This is a genomic window from Noviherbaspirillum aridicola (assembly GCF_019656455.1).
Taxonomy (GTDB): domain Bacteria; phylum Pseudomonadota; class Gammaproteobacteria; order Burkholderiales; family Burkholderiaceae_D; genus Noviherbaspirillum; species Noviherbaspirillum aridicola.
Genome location: NZ_BPMK01000009.1, coordinates 129,810 through 144,641, shown reverse-complemented (window position 1 = coordinate 144,641; position 14,832 = coordinate 129,810). Strand labels below are relative to the sequence as shown.

Genomic DNA, 14,832 nt, shown 5'->3' with positions numbered 1-14,832 from the left:
GACGGGCCATGGAAAACCGGTTCAAGGCGGCACTCAGGAGCGGCAGGCCGCAGGTCGGCTACTGGCTGTCGCTGGCCAATCCCTATTCCGCGGAGATCTGCGCGACCGCGGGCTTCGACTGGCTGCTGCTCGACGGCGAGCACGGCCCGAACGATGTGCGCAGCCTGCTCGCGCAGCTGCAGGCGCTGGCGGGCCATGCTTCGCAGCCGGTCGTGCGTCCGGTGTCCGGCGATGCCGCGCTGCTCAAGCAGTTGCTCGATATCGGCGCCCAGAGCCTGCTGGTGCCGATGGTCGATACCGCCGAGCAGGCGGCGCAACTGGTACGCGCGGTCCGCTATCCGCCCGAGGGCGTGCGCGGGGTGGCGGCCTTCATTGCCCGCGCTTCGCAATGGGGCCTGGAGGCCGACTACATGGAACGCGCGAACCGGGAAATCTGTCTGCTGATTCAGGCGGAGACGCGCAGCGCGATCGAGAACCTGGATGCCCTGTGCGGGGTGGACGGCGTGGACGGCATCTTCATCGGGCCGTCCGACCTGGCCGCATCGCTCGGCCACCCGGGCAATGCCGGACATCCGGAAGTGCAGGCGGCCATCGATGACGGCTTGCGGCGCATCATCGCCAGCGGCAAGGCGGCCGGCATCCTCAGCACCGATCCGAAGCAGGCGCGGCGATACATGGACATGGGCTGCCACTTCGTGGCGGTGGGCATCGATGTGGCAACGCTGGCGTCGGGCGCGCGCTCGCTGCGTGCAGCCTTCGGCGGCGGCGCGGCGCAGCCGGCGGGAAGCGGATACTGACAAAAAATTAACCCGGCCACACTGTTACAAAGATTCCACGCGCGCCGGCTTTTCTTGTCCTTTAATATGAAAAGAGACTGAGGAGCAAACATGAACAGGCATATTCTTGGCGCAGGCGTGGCACTGGTGCTTGCCGGCATGAGCGGCGTCGTGATGGCGCACGATCGCGTGCAGTGGTCGGTGACGGTGGGCAGCCAGCACCGCGGCGTGATGATGGTGCCGCAACCGCAGTACAGCTACGGGGCGCCGCCCTCGGTGTACGCGCCGCCGCCGCCGATCTATGCGCCGCCGCCGGTCGTGGTGGCTCCCCCGCCGGTGATCTACGTGCAGCCGCCGCCCTATCCGGTCTACGTCAACCCGCCGCACAGCCACCGCCGCGAATGGCAGGACCGGCGCGACTGGCAGGACCGGCGGGACTGGCATGACCGCCGCGACTGGCACGACGGGCGGCCGGGACAATGGGGGTACGGCTACGGCCAGGGGCAGGGTCACGGGCATTACCGGCGCTGAAGCGCTATCATGCCGGGCTGCGCGCCGCCGCGTGTTGCCGGCGGCGCTTCCGTTCATTCTCCAGGTACATCATGAGCGTCAAACCCGCCCGCACCCTCACCTTCAAATGCAAGAAATGCGCGAAACCCGTCACCGTCTACCTTCAGAAGGTTTCCGCCTGTTCCCACATCCAGCCCTATCAGGGCATCTGTTCCTGCGGTGAAGTGCACCTGCATGCGACCGGCCAGAAGGATGCGGTCGCTTCCTACCTGGAATCCGGCGGCGCCTGGACGCACCACCACCATCACTGATCAGAGCACCTCGATCCGCCCGTCCAGCATGGGCAGCCATTTCTGCAGCAAGCGGTAGACCTCGCGCTCGAAGCGGCGCGGGCCGGCCTGCAGCAGGTCCGCCTTTTCCTTTTCGTTGCGCGCGGTGCCGAGCCAGGCCCAGCCGTCGATGAGGAGCCAGGCGCCGTTGTCTTCGATCGCGATGGCGCCGGGATAGGGCCATGCCTCCATCCGGTGGGATTCCAGCGCGGCGCGCAGCCGAGCATTGTGCTCGTCGGCGCTTTCCCGTCCGATGCAGGCGCCGCCGCAGCCGCCCCCGGCATGCGCGCTGCAGGCCTTGCCCGCGCGGGTCTTTTCAAGCCCGAGCAGCGCCGGGCACAGCCGCTGTGCGGCCGCGATCGCCTGCAGGGCTTCCCGGGCCCTGGCCGGTGCGGCAAAGAGTCCGTAGAGCTCGGGGTCATGCGCGAAGAACATGTCCTCGGCGCTGGCCAGCACCGGCCGCAGCAGGGCGCCGCGCTGCAGCAGCCGCCAGGCGCAGGTCTCGTCCTCCGCGCGCAGGTGGTTGTGCGGCGGCAGATGCTCGCGCAGCAGCGAGGTTTCCAGCAGCTGCGCCCCGAGTTCGCCGCCGTTTTCCATCCAGTCCACCGCCGCCGTGTCCGACGCCAGGCGGCGGTCGCGCGCATTCATCCTGTCCTTGCCGAAGAAGCCGTACACGCGCGCCTGCAGATTGGCCGCGCTGCCGATGAACAGCGGCCGCCGCTCCGCGTCGCGGAAGATATAGACGCCCGGGGAGGCGGGCAGCCGGTCGAGCTCGAGCTCTTCGATGCGCGAGGGCAGGGCGGGGCGGCTTACCAGCCGCTGCACCGCCTCCTCGATCTGCTCCGTCGCGTGCAGGTCGTGGATCTTTTGCCAGAACTGCCACAGCAGCTGCGCGTCGCCGAGCGCGCGATGGCGTTCGGTGACATGCAGCGCGTGGCGCTCGGCCAGGCTGTCGAGATTGTGCCGCTCGAACTGCGGAAACAGCCTGCGCGAGAGCTTGACGGTGCACAGCACTTCCGGATGGAAGTCTCGTCCGGTGCGGCGGAAGGCCTGGCGCAGGAAGCCGTAGTCGAAGCGCGCGTTGTGCGCGATGAAGATGCGGTCCTCCAGCCGGCGCGCGATCACCGCCGCAATTTCCGCGAAGGTGGGCGCCTCGCGCACCATGTCGTCGGTGATGCCGGTCAGCGACTGTATGTAGGGCGGAATCGGCATTTCCGGATTGACCAGGCTGCTCCATTCGCGCACGCCATCCTCGTCCACTTCGACGATGCCGACTTCGGTGATGCGGTCGAGGCTGGCGGCGCCGCCGGTGGTTTCGAGGTCCACGAAGGCAAGGCGCGGAAAACGGTGCAGGGAAGGCAATGTGTTCATCGGTGTGTGTCGGTGGCGAGTGCCTGCGCCTGGCGCAGGACCCGCACGATATCATCGAAGGCCGCGGCCTGCGCCTCGCGGTCCGGCAGGCGCAGCACGTAGGCCGGATGCCAGGCGGGGATCACCAGCCGGCCGCCGGATTGGACAGGGACGCCGCGCAAGTCGTTCAGCCTGGCCTCGGTGCCGAGCAGGGACGCCAGCGCGGTGGCGCCGAGGGCGACCACCACCCTCGGCTGCACCTGCGCGAGTTCCTGCTCCAGCCAGGCGCGGCAGGCGGCCGCTTCCTGCTGCGCGGGCGTGCGGTGCAAGCGGCGCTTGCCGCGCGCTTCCCACTTGAAATGCTTGACGGCGTTCGTCAGGTAGACCTCGTCGCGGCCGATGCCGGCGCGCGCGAAAGCATCGTCGAGCAGGCGGCCGGCGGGCCCGACGAAGGGCTGCCCTGCCAGGTCTTCCTGGTCGCCGGGCTGCTCGCCGACCAGCATCAGCGGCGCGCGGGCGGGGCCGCAGCCGGGCACTGCCTGAGTCGCGTTGCGCCACAGCGGGCAGCGGCGGCAATCGTCGAGCGTATGCGGCAGGGCGCGCGGCGGCATGGCCTTCTCCGCGTCGAGCGCAATCGCCTTGCCGCCGCGGGCGCCGACCGCGCCGGCCTGCGCCAGCCGGCTCGCGCCGCTTGCCGCCTCGCTCAGCATGGCCGGAATCAGCGGCGCTTCGGGCAGGTTCTTCCAGTAGCGCACGGGCATGTGCATGGTCAGGGCATCGGGATTCAGGCGCGCCGGATTGAAGGTGCTGCGATAGTAGGCCAGCCACAGCGCCTCGCCGCTGTCCCGCGCTTCGCATGCCTCGCGCGGCAGCGGCGGTCCGTAGGCGAGGCAGGCGCCGTCCCAAACCGCGCATCCCTGCGGCGTCGCGATCAGCCAGCTGTGCCTGCCCATGCGCTGCGCGAAGTGGGCCGCCGCGTCGCGCAGGACGTCATGTTCCGGCTCGAACCAGGCGATGAAGCGCGGCGCGCCCGCGTCCTCCGGCCGTTCGCGAAAGCGCAGGAAGGCGTGCATCTTGTGGGCCTCGCGCCTGACGGTCTTGACCATCGCGTGCAGCCGGGCGCCGTCCTCGTCGGCGGCGGACATCACGTCGCGTTGCCCCTGCTGCCAGCGCCAGAGGACGCGGTAGAGGAAGGCCCAGCGGTCCTCGCTGCGATGGCAGGCGGCCTGCTCCAGCATGGCCAGAAGCTTACCGGAGATGCGGGCCGCCGACGTGTGCGTGCCGTGCTCGGGTCCGCCGCCGCCGAAGAGATCGTCGGCGCTGCCCCATTGCGCGTCCTGCGGGGCGACGCCGGCCGCGAGCAAGGCCCGCGCGCGCCCGCGCCATGCCGCGAAGTCCATGACCGCGCTCATGCCGCCTGCAGCTCAGGCCACAGGCCGAGCTGTTGCGGCTGCTCCGACATCGCCTGCCGCAGCCGCTCCGAAGAGACGCTGTCGCCGCTGGGCCGGTAATCCGCGGTCTGGATGAAAGGCTTGAGCTTGTCCATGCTGCAGCGCAGACGCGCCAGGTCCGCATACCGGATCTGCCGCAGCCGCCGCAGTTCCACCAGCCGCCTGGCGCTGCGCAGGCCGATGCCGGGCACGCGGGCGATGAGCTCGGGCTCGGCCCGGTTGAGATCGACCGGGAACTGCTCGCGATGGGCGAGAGCCCAGCCGAGCTTGGGATCGATGTCCAGCGCCAGGTTGCCCGATGCCGGCAGCAGCTCCGCGGCGCGGAAACCATAGCCGCGCAGCAGGAAGTCGGCCTGGTACAGCCGGTGTTCGCGCAGCAGCGGCGCCGGCTGCTGCGGCAGCGCGGCGGGGCTCTGCGGAATCGGGCTGAAGGCGGAGTAATAGACCCGCTTGAGCTTGTAGGCGCCGTACAGGTTTTCGGCGGTGCCGAGGATGGTGCTGTCGTCGGTGGCGTCGGCGCCGACGATCATCTGCGTGCTTTGTCCCGCGGGCGAGAAGCGCGGCGCGCGCGGCTCGGCCTCTTTTTCGTCGAGCTTGCGCCGGATCGCGCCCATCGCCATCCGGATGGTGCGCACGTTCTTCTCCGGCGCCAGGCGCTCGATGCCCGCCGGCGTCGGCAGCTCGATGTTGACGCTCAGGCGGTCGGCGTAGCGGCCGGCGAGCGCGATCAGCTCCGGGGAGGCGTCGGGTATCGTTTTCAGGTGGATGTAGCCGCGGAAGCGCTCGTCTTCCCGCAGACGGCGCGCGATCTCCACCATCTGTTCCATGGTGTGATCGGGCGAGCGGATCACGCCGCTGCTCAGGAACAGGCCGTCGATATAGTTGCGCAGGTAAAAATCCGTGGTGAGCCGCACCACTTCCTCGACCGTGAAGCGTGCGCGCGGCACATTGCTGCTGCGGCGATTGACGCAGTACTGGCAGTCGTACTGGCAGAAATTGGTGAGCAGGATCTTCAGCAGCGACACGCAGCGGCCGTCGGGCGTGTAGCTGTGGCAGATGCCGTTGCCGGTGCTGGCGCCGAAACCCTCCTGTCCGCGCGACGAGCGTTTGGGGGCGCCGCTGCTGGCGCAGGACGCGTCGTACTTGGCGGCGTCCGCGAGAATCTCCAGTTTGTCGATCAGCTTCATTGCTCGGATGCTGTATGCGTGTACAGCATTGTAGGCGAAGGCCGACCGGTCTGCACCGGCAGATGGGGGCAATGCGGGCGAACATGGTCGCTTTGCTATCATAGGCGGTTATTTTTTCCGTTCGTCCCCGCTTTTCTTTCCAGAGGTTCAATGAAAATGCTTACTCGCCTGGTGTTCGTCGCCGTTGCGCTTTGCCTTGCAGCCTTCGCCCATGCCCAGCAGGTCCTGCGGGTGTCCGCCATTCCCGACGAAGCGCCGACCGAACTGCAGCGCAAGTTCAAGCCGCTGGGCAGCTATCTCGAACAAAAGCTCGGAATGAAGGTCGAGTTCATGCCGGTGACCGACTACGCCGCATCCGTCGAAGGCCTGGTCAACAACAAGCTCGACCTGGTCTGGTTCGGCGGCTTCACCTTCGTCCAGGCGAAGGCGCGCAGCAACGGCCGCGTCATTCCGCTGGTGCAGCGCGAGGAAGACGAGAAATTCAAGTCGGTCTTCATCAGCGGCGACAAGGCGATCACGCGCCTCGAAGACCTCAAGGGCAAGACCTTCAGCTTCGGTTCCGAATCGTCCACCTCCGGCCACCTGATGCCCCGCCACTTCCTGCTCGGTGCCGGCGTCAATCCGGATGCGGACCTCAAGCGCGTGGCCTTCTCCGGCGCGCACGATGCGACGGTGGCGGCGGTGGCCGGCGGCAAGGTGGATGCCGGCGTGCTCAATATCTCGGTCTGGGAAAAACTGCAGGCCCAGGGCAAGACCGGCAGCCTGCGCGTCTTCCACACCACGCCCGGCTACTACGACTACAACTGGACCGTGCGCGCCGACATGGATCCGGCGCTGCGCAAGAAGATCAGCGACGCCTTCCTCGCGCTCAACCCCGCCGACCCCCAGGGCAGGGAAATCCTCGAGCTGCAGCGCGCCACGCGCTTCATTCCGACGCGTGCCGAGAACTATGACTCGATCGAGAAGGCCGCCCGGCACGCGGGTCTGCTGAAGTAATGAGCTTTTCCCTGCAGCGTGTCAGCGTCAGGCATCATGCGAGCGACTCGCTCGCCCTGCACGAGATCGAGCTTTCGCTGGCGCCCGGCGAGCAGCTTGCGCTGATCGGGCCTTCCGGCGCGGGCAAGACGACGCTGCTGCATACGCTGGCGCTGGCGCACCGGCCGGCGGCGGGACGTATCGACGCCTTCGGCTGCGATCCCTGGGCGATCGGCGAGGGCGCCCGCCATCGCCTGCGCGCGCGGCTGTTCCTCGCGCCGCAGACGCCGCCGCTGCCGCCGCGCCAGCGCGTGGTGACCGCGGTGCTCGCCGGACGCCTGCCGCGGTGGTCGCTGCCGCGCGCCCTGGCCTCGCTGCTGCGGCCCGCCGATCCGGCTGCCGCGCGTGATGCCCTGGCGCGCTTCAATCTGCAGGACAAGCTCTGGTCGCGGGTGGACCGGCTGTCCGGCGGCGAGCGCCAGCGCTGCAGCCTGGCGCGGCTGCTGGTATCGGATGCCCAGGCCCTGCTGGTGGACGAGCCGCTGTCGGCGCTCGATCCCGCGCTCGCCGTCCAGACCCTGGAGGTGCTGCAGCAGGAGGCGGCCGCGCGCGGCGCGCTGCTGATCTGCAGTCTTCATCAGGTGCCGCTTGCGCGCGAGCGCTTCGGCCGCATCGTCGGTCTGCGCGACGGGCGCATCGTGTTCGACGCGCGCGCAGCCGACGTCAGCGACGACATGATCGCCGCGCTTTATCGTGACGCCCGCAACGATTCTCCGGCGCCGGACGCGCCGCCCCTGCCGGCCGCGCCGGTGAGCCGCTGCTTCTGAAACATGCCCCGCGCCGCATCATCCCTGCCGCATTCCGATCCCGCCTGGCCCGGCCGCATTGGCGCGGGCGTGCTGTTGCTGGTCCTGCTGTGGCCGCTGCTGGTGTGGAGCGAGTTCAGGCCCTGGCTGCTGCTGGACGCGCAGAGCCTGGCGGCCACCGGCCGCTTCGTCGCCGACTTCTTCCCGCCTGCGCATTCCACCGACTTCCTCCTGCTGGTTGCGCAAGCCGCCTGGCAGACGGTGGCGATGGCGACCGCCGGTATGACGCTCGCACTGGTCGGCGCCATCCCGCTCACGCTGATCGCCACCGAGCGCTTGTCCATCTCCCGCCTCGCCGGACGCATGCGCTGGCCGGCTCGCCTGCTGCGTCAGCTCGTGCGCTGGTGGCTGATCCTGCTGCGCAGCGTGCCGGAGCTGGTCTGGGCGCTGCTGTTCGTGCGCATCGCGGGACTCGGCCCGACCGCCGGCGTGCTCGCCATCGCGCTCACCTACTGCGGCATGCTCGGCAAGGTGTATGCGGAGATACTCGAGTCGACCGATGCGCACGCGACGCAGAGCCTGCTGCGCAACGGCAGCGGCAGACTCGCGGCGCTGCTGTACGGGGCGCTGCCGGAAGCCGCATCGGAGCTTGTCTCCTATACCGTCTATCGCTGGGAGTGCGCGATCCGCGGATCGGTGGTGATGGGCTTCGTCGGCGCCGGCGGCCTCGGCCAGCGCATGGACGAGTCGATGAAGATGCTGGCCGGGAGCGAAGTCTCGACCATGCTCATCGTCTTCATCCTGCTGGTGGCGGCCGCGGATGGCGTGAGCAAGTTCCTGCGCGCGAGGCTGGCATGAAGCAGGCCCCGGTCCGCCTCGCCACGCTGCTGCTGCTCGCCGGCCTGCTGCTGCTGGTGATCGCCAGCTTCGCCAGCCTGCCGCTGCAGTGGCAGGCGTTGCTGTCGGCCGACGCGCTGCGCAGTGCTACGGAATTCGTGGCGGGTTTCGCGCCGCCGGAGACCGCGCCCGCGTTCCTCGACAAGACGTTCGTCGCGCTGCTGGAGACGCTGGCGATGTCCGCGCTCGGCACCGGCCTGGCCGCCATCGCCGGGCTCATGCTGGCCTTGCCCGCGAGCGGCCGGCTCGGCAGGAGCCTGCGCGCGGTGACCCGCATCCTGCTCAACGCCACGCGCTCGGTGCCGGAACTGGTCTGGGCCGCGATGCTGCTGATCGCCGCCGGGCTCGGTCCGTTCGCCGGCACGCTCGCGCTGGCGGTGCACACCAGCGGCGTGCTCGGGCGGCTGTTCGCCGATGCGCTGGAAAACACGCCGCCGCTGCCGGAGGCGAGCCTGCGCATCAACGGCGCGTCCGCGCTGGCGGCGTTTCTGTACGCGACGCTGCCGCAGATTTCGCCGCAGCTGCTGTCCTACACGCTGTACCGCTGGGAAAACAACATCCGCGCGGCGGCGGTGCTCGGCGTGGTCGGCGCGGGCGGCCTGGGGCAGATGCTCAAGTACCATCTGTCGCTGTTCCAGATGCAGCAGGCTGCTACGGTAATCATAGCGATGCTGCTGCTCGTGGCGGCGGTCGACGCGCTCAGCTTCGCGCTGCGCCGCTGGATGATGCATTGAAGCGGGGAAAATTGTCACAGGCGCCGAGGAACTCCGCTACGCTTTCCGGCATCGAACCCCAGGCAGGACCCGCATGCCTGCGAACAACGAGAACAACGGGAACGTGAGCGTGCATTCGCTTTACGCGCGAGTGCTTTCCCTTCACCTTTCAGAGAGCCAGCCATGACGACCAAGCCGATAACCGGCCGGGCGGGACTGGCGTTGCTGCTGTCGCTGTCTTTGAGTGCGACCGCCTTCGCGCAACAGCCTTCCGCCGGCGAGAAGAAAGCATCGTCCGTGAAGTATGAATCGCCGCATGTGAAGCGCAAGCTCGATCGATCGGGCAAGGCGCGGCACGGCAAGGCGTCCTTCTATCATCAGAAGTTCGCGGGCCGCAAGATGGCCGACGGCACGCCGATGGACCCGAACTCCAACATCGCCGCCAGCAAGACCCTGCCGCTTGGCACCATCGCGCGGGTGACCAACCTGGAAAACGGCAAGAGCGAGATCGTCGAGATCCGCGACCGCGGACCCTATGTCGAAGGCCGCATCGTCGACCTCACGCCGAAGACCGCGAAGAAGCTCGACATCCACGAGCAGGGCGTGGCCGCGGTCCGTGTGGAACCGATCGAGGTACCGCTTGCCGACGGCAGCAAGCTGCGCGGCGAGGGATCGACGATGGAGATCGCCTCGGGCGAGTAAACGGGCCGGCGTCATCGCCACGGCGGTCCTGTCCGGCAGGCGTTGCCGGACAGCGGATCGCGCAGGCGTTCATCCACCGCATTCCGATTGGCGCCGGACAGCGCGCCCGCCACCCGCGGCGCCGGCGGGAACCTTCGCGGACGGCTCGTCCTCTATCATGTGACAAAAGCAACAGTCCTCGGAGCCAGCCATGTCATCCCTGCCCCCCGCCCGAAAGCATTTCTCGATGATCCGCGGTTTCCATCTCGCGGATTTCTTCACGCTCGCCAATGCGGCCTGCGGGGTGGCGGGCGTCTTCCTGGCGATGCTCTACCTCGGCAGCCGCGACACCGCGCATTTCCTGGCGGCGGCGGCGATGGCGCCGGCCGCGTTCATCTTCGATGTGCTGGACGGCCGCATCGCGCGCTGGCGGCAGCAGCATTCGCCGCTCGGGCGCGAGCTGGATTCGCTGGCGGACGTGATCTCCTTCGGCATGGCGCCGGCCGCGCTCGCGTTCGCGGCGGGCATGGAAGGCGTGTGGGACTGGGTGGCGCTGATCTATTTCGTCTGCTGCGGCGTCAGCAGGCTGGCGCGCTACAACGTCACGGCCGAGACACTGGCGGAAGGCGGCGACAAGGTGAAGTATTTCGAGGGAACGCCGATACCGACCAGCGTGCTGCTCACCGCCATCCTCGCGTTCGCGGGATGGCAGGGGCGGCTCGGCGACGAGTTGTACTGGGGAGTGTGGCAGCTGCCGGGCGGCACGCTGCATCCGCTGGCCCTGCTGTTCGTGCTGTCGGGCAGCCTGATGATCAGCAAGACTTTCCGGATTCCGAAACTCTGAGCGGACGATTGCTACGGCTCAAACCTGGCCGGGCCTCATCCACTAGACTCCTTGAACTTGTCAACAGGAGAGACAAATGACACGCCCGGAGACGCCTTTCGAGCAGCTGAGCTACGACCTGAACAAATTCAGGGAGAGGCGCATGGCCGAGCGCCGCGCCGTGCAGAGGGATACCCCCGACCGGAGGGCGCTGCGCCAGGCGCCGGACCAGCCCCCGCCCGCGGAAACCCGCGGCGGCGACTGACTCAGGCGGCCTGCAGCGCGGGCTGGCCGCGGTGCTGTTCCGGGAAGGCGCGCACCGGAGCCGGCTTGCGCTCGGGCAGACCGTGGCCCATGTTGCCAAGCCAGTAGCGCGTCTTGACGTCGCCCATGAGCAGGCGCAGTTCGCGGATGCTCAGATCGGTGGCCTCATGTGCCGCCAGCAACAGGGCGGAATTCACGGCCACCTGCTTGTGCCGGATCTTGCTGATGGTCGACGGCGGAATCTTGAGCACGCGGGCCAGCGCCGCGTCGCTTCCGACTTCCAGTTTTTCCATCAGCGTATCCAGCATGTGATTGGGCGTGTAGTTCGGCTGCTCGACGAGTCCGGATTTCTTTCTCATTATGGGCTCCCTGTTCAAGGACGAGCAATTTTGCCTTGACGAAACTTTAGCTGAGGCGAAAACACGAACGGAGCTTGATTTTCCGCAAGCGCCGCCCGTGCCCCCGGCCCTCCCGTCAGCTTTTCTCGCCCTCCGCGTAGCTGGTGGCTTCCAGATCGGCGCGGGTCGAATGGCGGCGCAGGCGGATGTTGAGCATCTCGACCACCACCGAGAATGCCATCGCGCTGTAGATGTAGCCCTTCGGTACATGATGTCCAAAGCCTTCCGCGATCAGCACCACCGCCACCACCACGAGGAAGGACAAGGCCAGCATCTTGATCGTCGGGTGGGCCGACACGAAGTTGCCGATCGGCCGCGCGAAGAACATCATCAGGCCGACCGAGACGATCACGGCGGCGATCATCACCGCGATTTCATCCACCATGCCGACGGCGGTGATGATGGAGTCGAGCGAGAACACCAGGTCGATGACGACGATCTGCATCACGATGCCGGCGAAGGTGCTCTTGATCACGCCGCCCTGGCCGCCGGCCGCGCCCTCCAGGGTTTCATGGATTTCGCCCACGCTCTTGTAGAGCAGGAACAGGCCGCCCGCCAGCAGCACCAGGTCGCGGCCGGAGAAGTCCGCGCCGAGCACCGAGAACAGCGGCTGCGTCATGCCGACGATCCAGGACAGCGTCAGCAGCAGCCCGATACGCATGAACATCGCGAGGAACAGGCCGAGGCGGCGGGTGAATTCCTGTTTTTCCTTGGGCAGCTTGTCGACCAGGATGGAAATGAAAATGATGTTGTCGATGCCCAGCACCAGTTCCAGTGCGGTCAGCGTGAAGAAGGCAATCCATATCTGGGGGTCGGCAAGCAATTCGATCATTTTTCGTTCCTTGAATAAAAAAACGTATTCCCGCAGTCCCCGGTTGGACTGCGGGAAAGCGCTCGGGTTTGAATAAAAAAGGAGGGCCGGCGCACAGCCCGGCCCTCCTGCGAAGGCTTACTCGTTGCTCGAGAAGCCGAGGAGGTGAAGCAGACTGGAAAACAGGTTGAAGATCGACACGAACAGGCTGACCGTCGCCATCACATAGTTGGTTTCGCCGCCGCGCACGATCTGGTTGGTCTCGTACAGGATCAGGCCCGACATCAGCAGCACGAAGACCGCCGATACCGTCAGCGAGAGCGCCGGGATCTGCAGGAAGATCGCCGCCAGGCCCGCCAGGAAGGCCACCAGGATGCCGACCGTGAGGAAGCCGCCCATGAACGACAGGTCGCGACGGGTGGTGGTGGCGTAGGCGGAGAGCGCGACGAAGATCGCCGCGGTGCCGCCCATGGCCAGCATCACCGTCTGGCTGCCGTTGGGCATGCTCAGGTAGTGGCTGATCACCGGGCCGAGGGTATAGCCCATGAAGCCGGTCAGCGCGAACACCAGCGCCACGCCGAGGCCGCGGTCGCGGTACCGGGTGACGAGGAAGAGCAGGCCGAAATAGCCGGCCAGGGTCAGCAGGATGCCGGGGCGGGGCAGCTGCAGCGCGGCGGCGGCGCCGGCCGTCAGCGCGGAAAAGGCCAGGGTCATGGCCAGCAGCAGATAGGTGTTGCGCAGTACCTTGCGCGCGGCGCCGTCGATGACGGCGGTCGAGGCATGCGCGCCGAACGCATGGCTGCGCAGCGGATGTTGACGTTCGTTCATGGCTGGTCCTTTCAGGGAAAAAGGCAGCGGGTTCCGGATGGCCCCCTCCTGCCAAAACAATGCAGGCATGATATAAGAGCGTCTACGCTACAAAAAGCGAACATAAACGGACACACTCTTCGGAAAATATAGCGCCATGAAAACCACCGGGCTCAACTTCAGGCATCTCTACTACTTCTGGGTCGTCGCCAAGGAGGGCAGCGTCACGCGGGCCGCCGAGCGGCTCGACGTCGCGATCCAGACCATCAGCGCCCAGATCGCGCTGCTCGAGCAGTCGGTCGGCAAGGCGCTGCTGGCGCCGCAGGGGCGCCGGCTGGTGCTGACCGAAGCGGGCCGCATCGCGCTCTCCTACGCGGACCAGATCTTCCTGCTCGGCGAACAGCTGCAGGAGGTGCTGACCGAGACCGACATCGGCAAGACCATGCGGCTCACCGTCGGCCTGTCGGATTCGCTGCCCAAGCTGACCGCCTCGCGCCTGCTGGAGACGGCGCTGAAACTGCCGCAGAAGGTCAAGCTGGTCTGTCACGAGGACGATTTCGAATCCCTGCTCGGCGACTTGTCGGTGCACAAGCTCGACGTCGTGCTGACGGACCGGCCGGTGCCTTCGGGCACCACGCTGCGCGTGTTCAGTCATCTGCTCGGCGAGAGCGACATCTCGCTGTTCGGCCTGCCGGCGCTGGCGGAGCAGTACCGCTCGGGCTTTCCGGCCAGCCTGAAGGGTGCGCCGGTGCTGCTGCCGACGCGCAATCATGCGGTGCGCGGCCGCATCGACCACTGGTTCGAGGCGCATGACGTGCGGCCGGACGTGGTCGGCGAGTTCGACGACAACGCGATGCTCAATACCTTCGGCCGCCATGGCCTCGGTCTGTTTCCGGCGTCGACCGCGCTGGCGGACGCGGTGCAGGAAGAATTCGGCGCCGTTCCGGTCGGCGAACTGACCAATGTGCACGAGCAGTTCTACGCGATTTCCAACGAGCGCAAGATCAAGCATCCGGCGATCGAAGCCATACTCAGCGCGAGTCACGGCAGCGTATTCAGGTAGGAACTTGCGGTAGCGTGCCTGGCTCATACCGGTGAACCGACGCCACCGGAGAGAGTCGATGCGCCATCCGTCTTTTCTGGCAGCCCTGTGGGCTGTGCTGCTGTGCATCGGGCTGCCGCTGCATGCGCAGGACAACGCCGCCACCCGCACACTGGAGCTGCCCGCGAGCGGCAAGCCGGCCGCCCGCGGCGGATTGCAATTCATCGGCAATGCCACGGTACTGATCCGCTACGGCGATCTGACCATCCTCACCGATCCCAACTTTCTGCACAAGGGCGACCACGTGCATCTCGGTTACGGGCTCAAGTCGCAGCGCCTGACCGACCCCGCCATCCCTTTCGACAAGCTGCCGCCGTTCGACCTGGTGCTGCTGTCCCATCTGCATGGCGACCACTTCGATCAGCTGGTGCAGAACAAACTGCGGCGCGACGTGCCCATCGTCACCACCGCGGAGGCGGCCAAGGGCCTGCGCGAAATGGGCTTCGAGCAGCCGCAGCCGCTGCAGCACTGGCAATCGATCGACATCCGCAAGGGGAACACGCGGCTGCGCATCACCGCCATGCCGGCGCGTCATGGTCCGCCGGGCGGCGCCGTCGCGCTGCCGGAAACCATGGGTGCCATGCTGGACTTCGGCGGTGACGGCAAGACGCCCGCCTATCGCATGTACATCAGCGGCGACACGCTGGTGTACGAGGATATCGAGGAGATCCCGAAACGCTATCCGGACATCGACCTCGCGCTGCTGCACCTGGGCGGCACCCGCATCCTCGGCGTGGTCAAAGTCACGATGGACGGGAAGGACGGCGTGAAGATGCTGCAGCTGGTCGCGCCGCATCACGCCATCCCCATACACTACAACGACTACGACGTCTTCAAGTCGCCGCTCTCGGAGTTCCAGCAGGAGGTGAAGGCGGCGGGGCTGGAGGGGAAAGTGACTTACCTCAGGCATGGGGACAGTTACAGTTTTCGTAGCAAAAAGCCATAGCGCTGA

18 protein-coding genes are annotated in these 14,832 nt (G+C 67.3%); 12 read left to right on the top strand and 6 right to left on the bottom strand.

Annotation, left to right across the window (positions count from 1 at the left end; translation table 11 throughout):
- The first annotated feature begins 8 nt into the window (after positions 1–8).
- From hpaI to NCCP691_RS11685, 3 genes are all read left to right on the top strand, one after another.
- The gene (gene hpaI / locus NCCP691_RS11695; protein ID WP_220808476.1) at positions 9–797 is read left to right on the top strand and encodes a 4-hydroxy-2-oxoheptanedioate aldolase; all 789 of its coding nucleotides are present in this window, start codon (positions 9–11) and stop codon (positions 795–797) included.
- Positions 798–887: 90 nt separating this feature from the next.
- Positions 888–1,307 carry a hypothetical protein gene (locus tag NCCP691_RS11690; RefSeq protein WP_220808474.1) on the top strand — a complete coding sequence of 140 codons (420 nt, stop codon included), beginning with the start codon at positions 888–890 and terminating at the stop codon, positions 1,305–1,307.
- Between the two features lie 71 nt (positions 1,308–1,378).
- On the top strand, positions 1,379–1,597 hold the full coding sequence (locus tag NCCP691_RS11685; RefSeq protein ID WP_220808473.1) for a hypothetical protein: 219 nt from the start codon (positions 1,379–1,381) through the stop codon (positions 1,595–1,597).
- Here the strand turns inward: NCCP691_RS11685 and NCCP691_RS11680 are convergent, their stop codons facing one another.
- From NCCP691_RS11680 to NCCP691_RS11670, 3 genes are read right to left on the bottom strand one after another with little or no spacing between them, the layout of a single operon-like run.
- A complete protein-coding gene (locus tag NCCP691_RS11680) occupies positions 1,598–2,986 on the bottom strand; it encodes an exonuclease domain-containing protein (protein WP_220808471.1) in 1,389 nt (462 codons plus the stop codon).
- Complete coding sequence (locus NCCP691_RS11675) at positions 2,983–4,377, bottom strand: UdgX family uracil-DNA binding protein (RefSeq protein ID WP_220808469.1); 1,395 nt, start codon at positions 4,375–4,377, stop codon at positions 2,983–2,985. The genes NCCP691_RS11680 and NCCP691_RS11675 overlap by 4 nt, the downstream gene beginning before the upstream one ends.
- Positions 4,374–5,603 carry a putative DNA modification/repair radical SAM protein gene (locus tag NCCP691_RS11670; RefSeq protein ID WP_220808467.1) on the bottom strand — a complete coding sequence of 410 codons (1,230 nt, stop codon included), beginning with the start codon at positions 5,601–5,603 and terminating at the stop codon, positions 4,374–4,376. The genes NCCP691_RS11675 and NCCP691_RS11670 overlap by 4 nt, the downstream gene beginning before the upstream one ends.
- A 156-nt stretch (positions 5,604–5,759) precedes the next feature.
- Here NCCP691_RS11670 and NCCP691_RS11665 point away from each other — a divergent pair, with 156 nt between their 5' ends.
- From NCCP691_RS11665 to NCCP691_RS11635, 7 genes are all read left to right on the top strand, one after another.
- Entirely contained in the window at positions 5,760–6,599 is an 840-nt protein-coding gene (locus NCCP691_RS11665) for a putative selenate ABC transporter substrate-binding protein (protein WP_238482407.1), read from the top strand.
- The gene (locus NCCP691_RS11660) at positions 6,599–7,405 is read left to right on the top strand and encodes a phosphonate ABC transporter ATP-binding protein (RefSeq protein WP_220808463.1); all 807 of its coding nucleotides are present in this window, start codon (positions 6,599–6,601) and stop codon (positions 7,403–7,405) included. Before NCCP691_RS11665 ends, NCCP691_RS11660 begins: the two co-directional genes overlap by 1 nt.
- Before the next feature lie 3 nt (positions 7,406–7,408).
- Complete coding sequence (locus NCCP691_RS11655) at positions 7,409–8,242, top strand: PhnE/PtxC family ABC transporter permease (protein ID WP_220808462.1); 834 nt, start codon at positions 7,409–7,411, stop codon at positions 8,240–8,242.
- Entirely contained in the window at positions 8,239–9,015 is a 777-nt protein-coding gene (gene phnE / locus NCCP691_RS11650; RefSeq protein ID WP_220808460.1) for a phosphonate ABC transporter, permease protein PhnE, read from the top strand. The genes NCCP691_RS11655 and phnE overlap by 4 nt, the downstream gene beginning before the upstream one ends.
- A 162-nt stretch (positions 9,016–9,177) precedes the next feature.
- Positions 9,178–9,696 carry a septal ring lytic transglycosylase RlpA family protein gene (locus tag NCCP691_RS11645; RefSeq protein ID WP_220808458.1) on the top strand — a complete coding sequence of 173 codons (519 nt, stop codon included), beginning with the start codon at positions 9,178–9,180 and terminating at the stop codon, positions 9,694–9,696.
- A 190-nt stretch (positions 9,697–9,886) separates the two neighbouring features.
- A complete protein-coding gene (locus NCCP691_RS11640) occupies positions 9,887–10,519 on the top strand; it encodes a CDP-alcohol phosphatidyltransferase family protein (RefSeq protein WP_220808456.1) in 633 nt (210 codons plus the stop codon).
- Between the two features lie 76 nt (positions 10,520–10,595).
- The gene (locus NCCP691_RS11635) at positions 10,596–10,763 is read left to right on the top strand and encodes a hypothetical protein (protein ID WP_220808454.1); all 168 of its coding nucleotides are present in this window, start codon (positions 10,596–10,598) and stop codon (positions 10,761–10,763) included.
- Position 10,764: 1 nt separating this feature from the next.
- On the opposite strand, the gene NCCP691_RS11630 is transcribed toward NCCP691_RS11635, so the two are convergent.
- The 3 genes from NCCP691_RS11630 to NCCP691_RS11620 form a co-directional block, all read right to left on the bottom strand.
- Complete coding sequence (locus NCCP691_RS11630) at positions 10,765–11,121, bottom strand: helix-turn-helix domain-containing protein (RefSeq protein ID WP_220808452.1); 357 nt, start codon at positions 11,119–11,121, stop codon at positions 10,765–10,767.
- 115 nt (positions 11,122–11,236) lie between these two features.
- A complete protein-coding gene (locus NCCP691_RS11625; protein WP_220808450.1) occupies positions 11,237–11,992 on the bottom strand; it encodes a TerC family protein in 756 nt (251 codons plus the stop codon).
- A 117-nt stretch (positions 11,993–12,109) separates the two neighbouring features.
- Positions 12,110–12,799, bottom strand: a complete 690-nt coding sequence (locus NCCP691_RS11620) for a Bax inhibitor-1/YccA family protein (protein WP_220808448.1) — start codon at positions 12,797–12,799, stop codon at positions 12,110–12,112.
- A 136-nt stretch (positions 12,800–12,935) separates the two neighbouring features.
- Here NCCP691_RS11620 and nhaR point away from each other — a divergent pair, with 136 nt between their 5' ends.
- Together nhaR and NCCP691_RS11610 are read left to right on the top strand one after the other, a co-directional pair.
- The gene (gene nhaR / locus NCCP691_RS11615; RefSeq protein ID WP_220808446.1) at positions 12,936–13,841 is read left to right on the top strand and encodes a transcriptional activator NhaR; all 906 of its coding nucleotides are present in this window, start codon (positions 12,936–12,938) and stop codon (positions 13,839–13,841) included.
- A 58-nt stretch (positions 13,842–13,899) separates the two neighbouring features.
- The gene (locus NCCP691_RS11610; RefSeq protein ID WP_220808444.1) at positions 13,900–14,826 is read left to right on the top strand and encodes an MBL fold metallo-hydrolase; all 927 of its coding nucleotides are present in this window, start codon (positions 13,900–13,902) and stop codon (positions 14,824–14,826) included.
- Positions 14,827–14,832 lie beyond the last annotated feature (6 nt).

Bases quoted from the DNA above. Each gene is read 5' to 3' on its own strand.
- hpaI (WP_220808476.1), top strand. From the start codon at position 9: ATGGAAAACCGGTTCAAGGCGGCACTCAGGAGCGGCAGGCCGCAGGTC.
- NCCP691_RS11690 (WP_220808474.1), top strand. From the start codon at position 888: ATGAACAGGCATATTCTTGGCGCAGGCGTGGCACTGGTGCTTGCCGGC.
- NCCP691_RS11685 (WP_220808473.1), top strand. From the start codon at position 1,379: ATGAGCGTCAAACCCGCCCGCACCCTCACCTTCAAATGCAAGAAATGC.
- NCCP691_RS11680 (WP_220808471.1), bottom strand. From the start codon at position 2,986: ATGAACACATTGCCTTCCCTGCACCGTTTTCCGCGCCTTGCCTTCGTG.
- NCCP691_RS11675 (WP_220808469.1), bottom strand. From the start codon at position 4,377: ATGAGCGCGGTCATGGACTTCGCGGCATGGCGCGGGCGCGCGCGGGCC.
- NCCP691_RS11670 (WP_220808467.1), bottom strand. From the start codon at position 5,603: ATGAAGCTGATCGACAAACTGGAGATTCTCGCGGACGCCGCCAAGTAC.
- NCCP691_RS11665 (WP_238482407.1), top strand. From the start codon at position 5,760: ATGCTTACTCGCCTGGTGTTCGTCGCCGTTGCGCTTTGCCTTGCAGCC.
- NCCP691_RS11660 (WP_220808463.1), top strand. From the start codon at position 6,599: ATGAGCTTTTCCCTGCAGCGTGTCAGCGTCAGGCATCATGCGAGCGAC.
- NCCP691_RS11655 (WP_220808462.1), top strand. From the start codon at position 7,409: ATGCCCCGCGCCGCATCATCCCTGCCGCATTCCGATCCCGCCTGGCCC.
- phnE (WP_220808460.1), top strand. From the start codon at position 8,239: ATGAAGCAGGCCCCGGTCCGCCTCGCCACGCTGCTGCTGCTCGCCGGC.
- NCCP691_RS11645 (WP_220808458.1), top strand. From the start codon at position 9,178: ATGACGACCAAGCCGATAACCGGCCGGGCGGGACTGGCGTTGCTGCTG.
- NCCP691_RS11640 (WP_220808456.1), top strand. From the start codon at position 9,887: ATGTCATCCCTGCCCCCCGCCCGAAAGCATTTCTCGATGATCCGCGGT.
- NCCP691_RS11635 (WP_220808454.1), top strand. From the start codon at position 10,596: ATGACACGCCCGGAGACGCCTTTCGAGCAGCTGAGCTACGACCTGAAC.
- NCCP691_RS11630 (WP_220808452.1), bottom strand. From the start codon at position 11,121: ATGAGAAAGAAATCCGGACTCGTCGAGCAGCCGAACTACACGCCCAAT.
- NCCP691_RS11625 (WP_220808450.1), bottom strand. From the start codon at position 11,992: ATGATCGAATTGCTTGCCGACCCCCAGATATGGATTGCCTTCTTCACG.
- NCCP691_RS11620 (WP_220808448.1), bottom strand. From the start codon at position 12,799: ATGAACGAACGTCAACATCCGCTGCGCAGCCATGCGTTCGGCGCGCAT.
- nhaR (WP_220808446.1), top strand. From the start codon at position 12,936: ATGAAAACCACCGGGCTCAACTTCAGGCATCTCTACTACTTCTGGGTC.
- NCCP691_RS11610 (WP_220808444.1), top strand. From the start codon at position 13,900: ATGCGCCATCCGTCTTTTCTGGCAGCCCTGTGGGCTGTGCTGCTGTGC.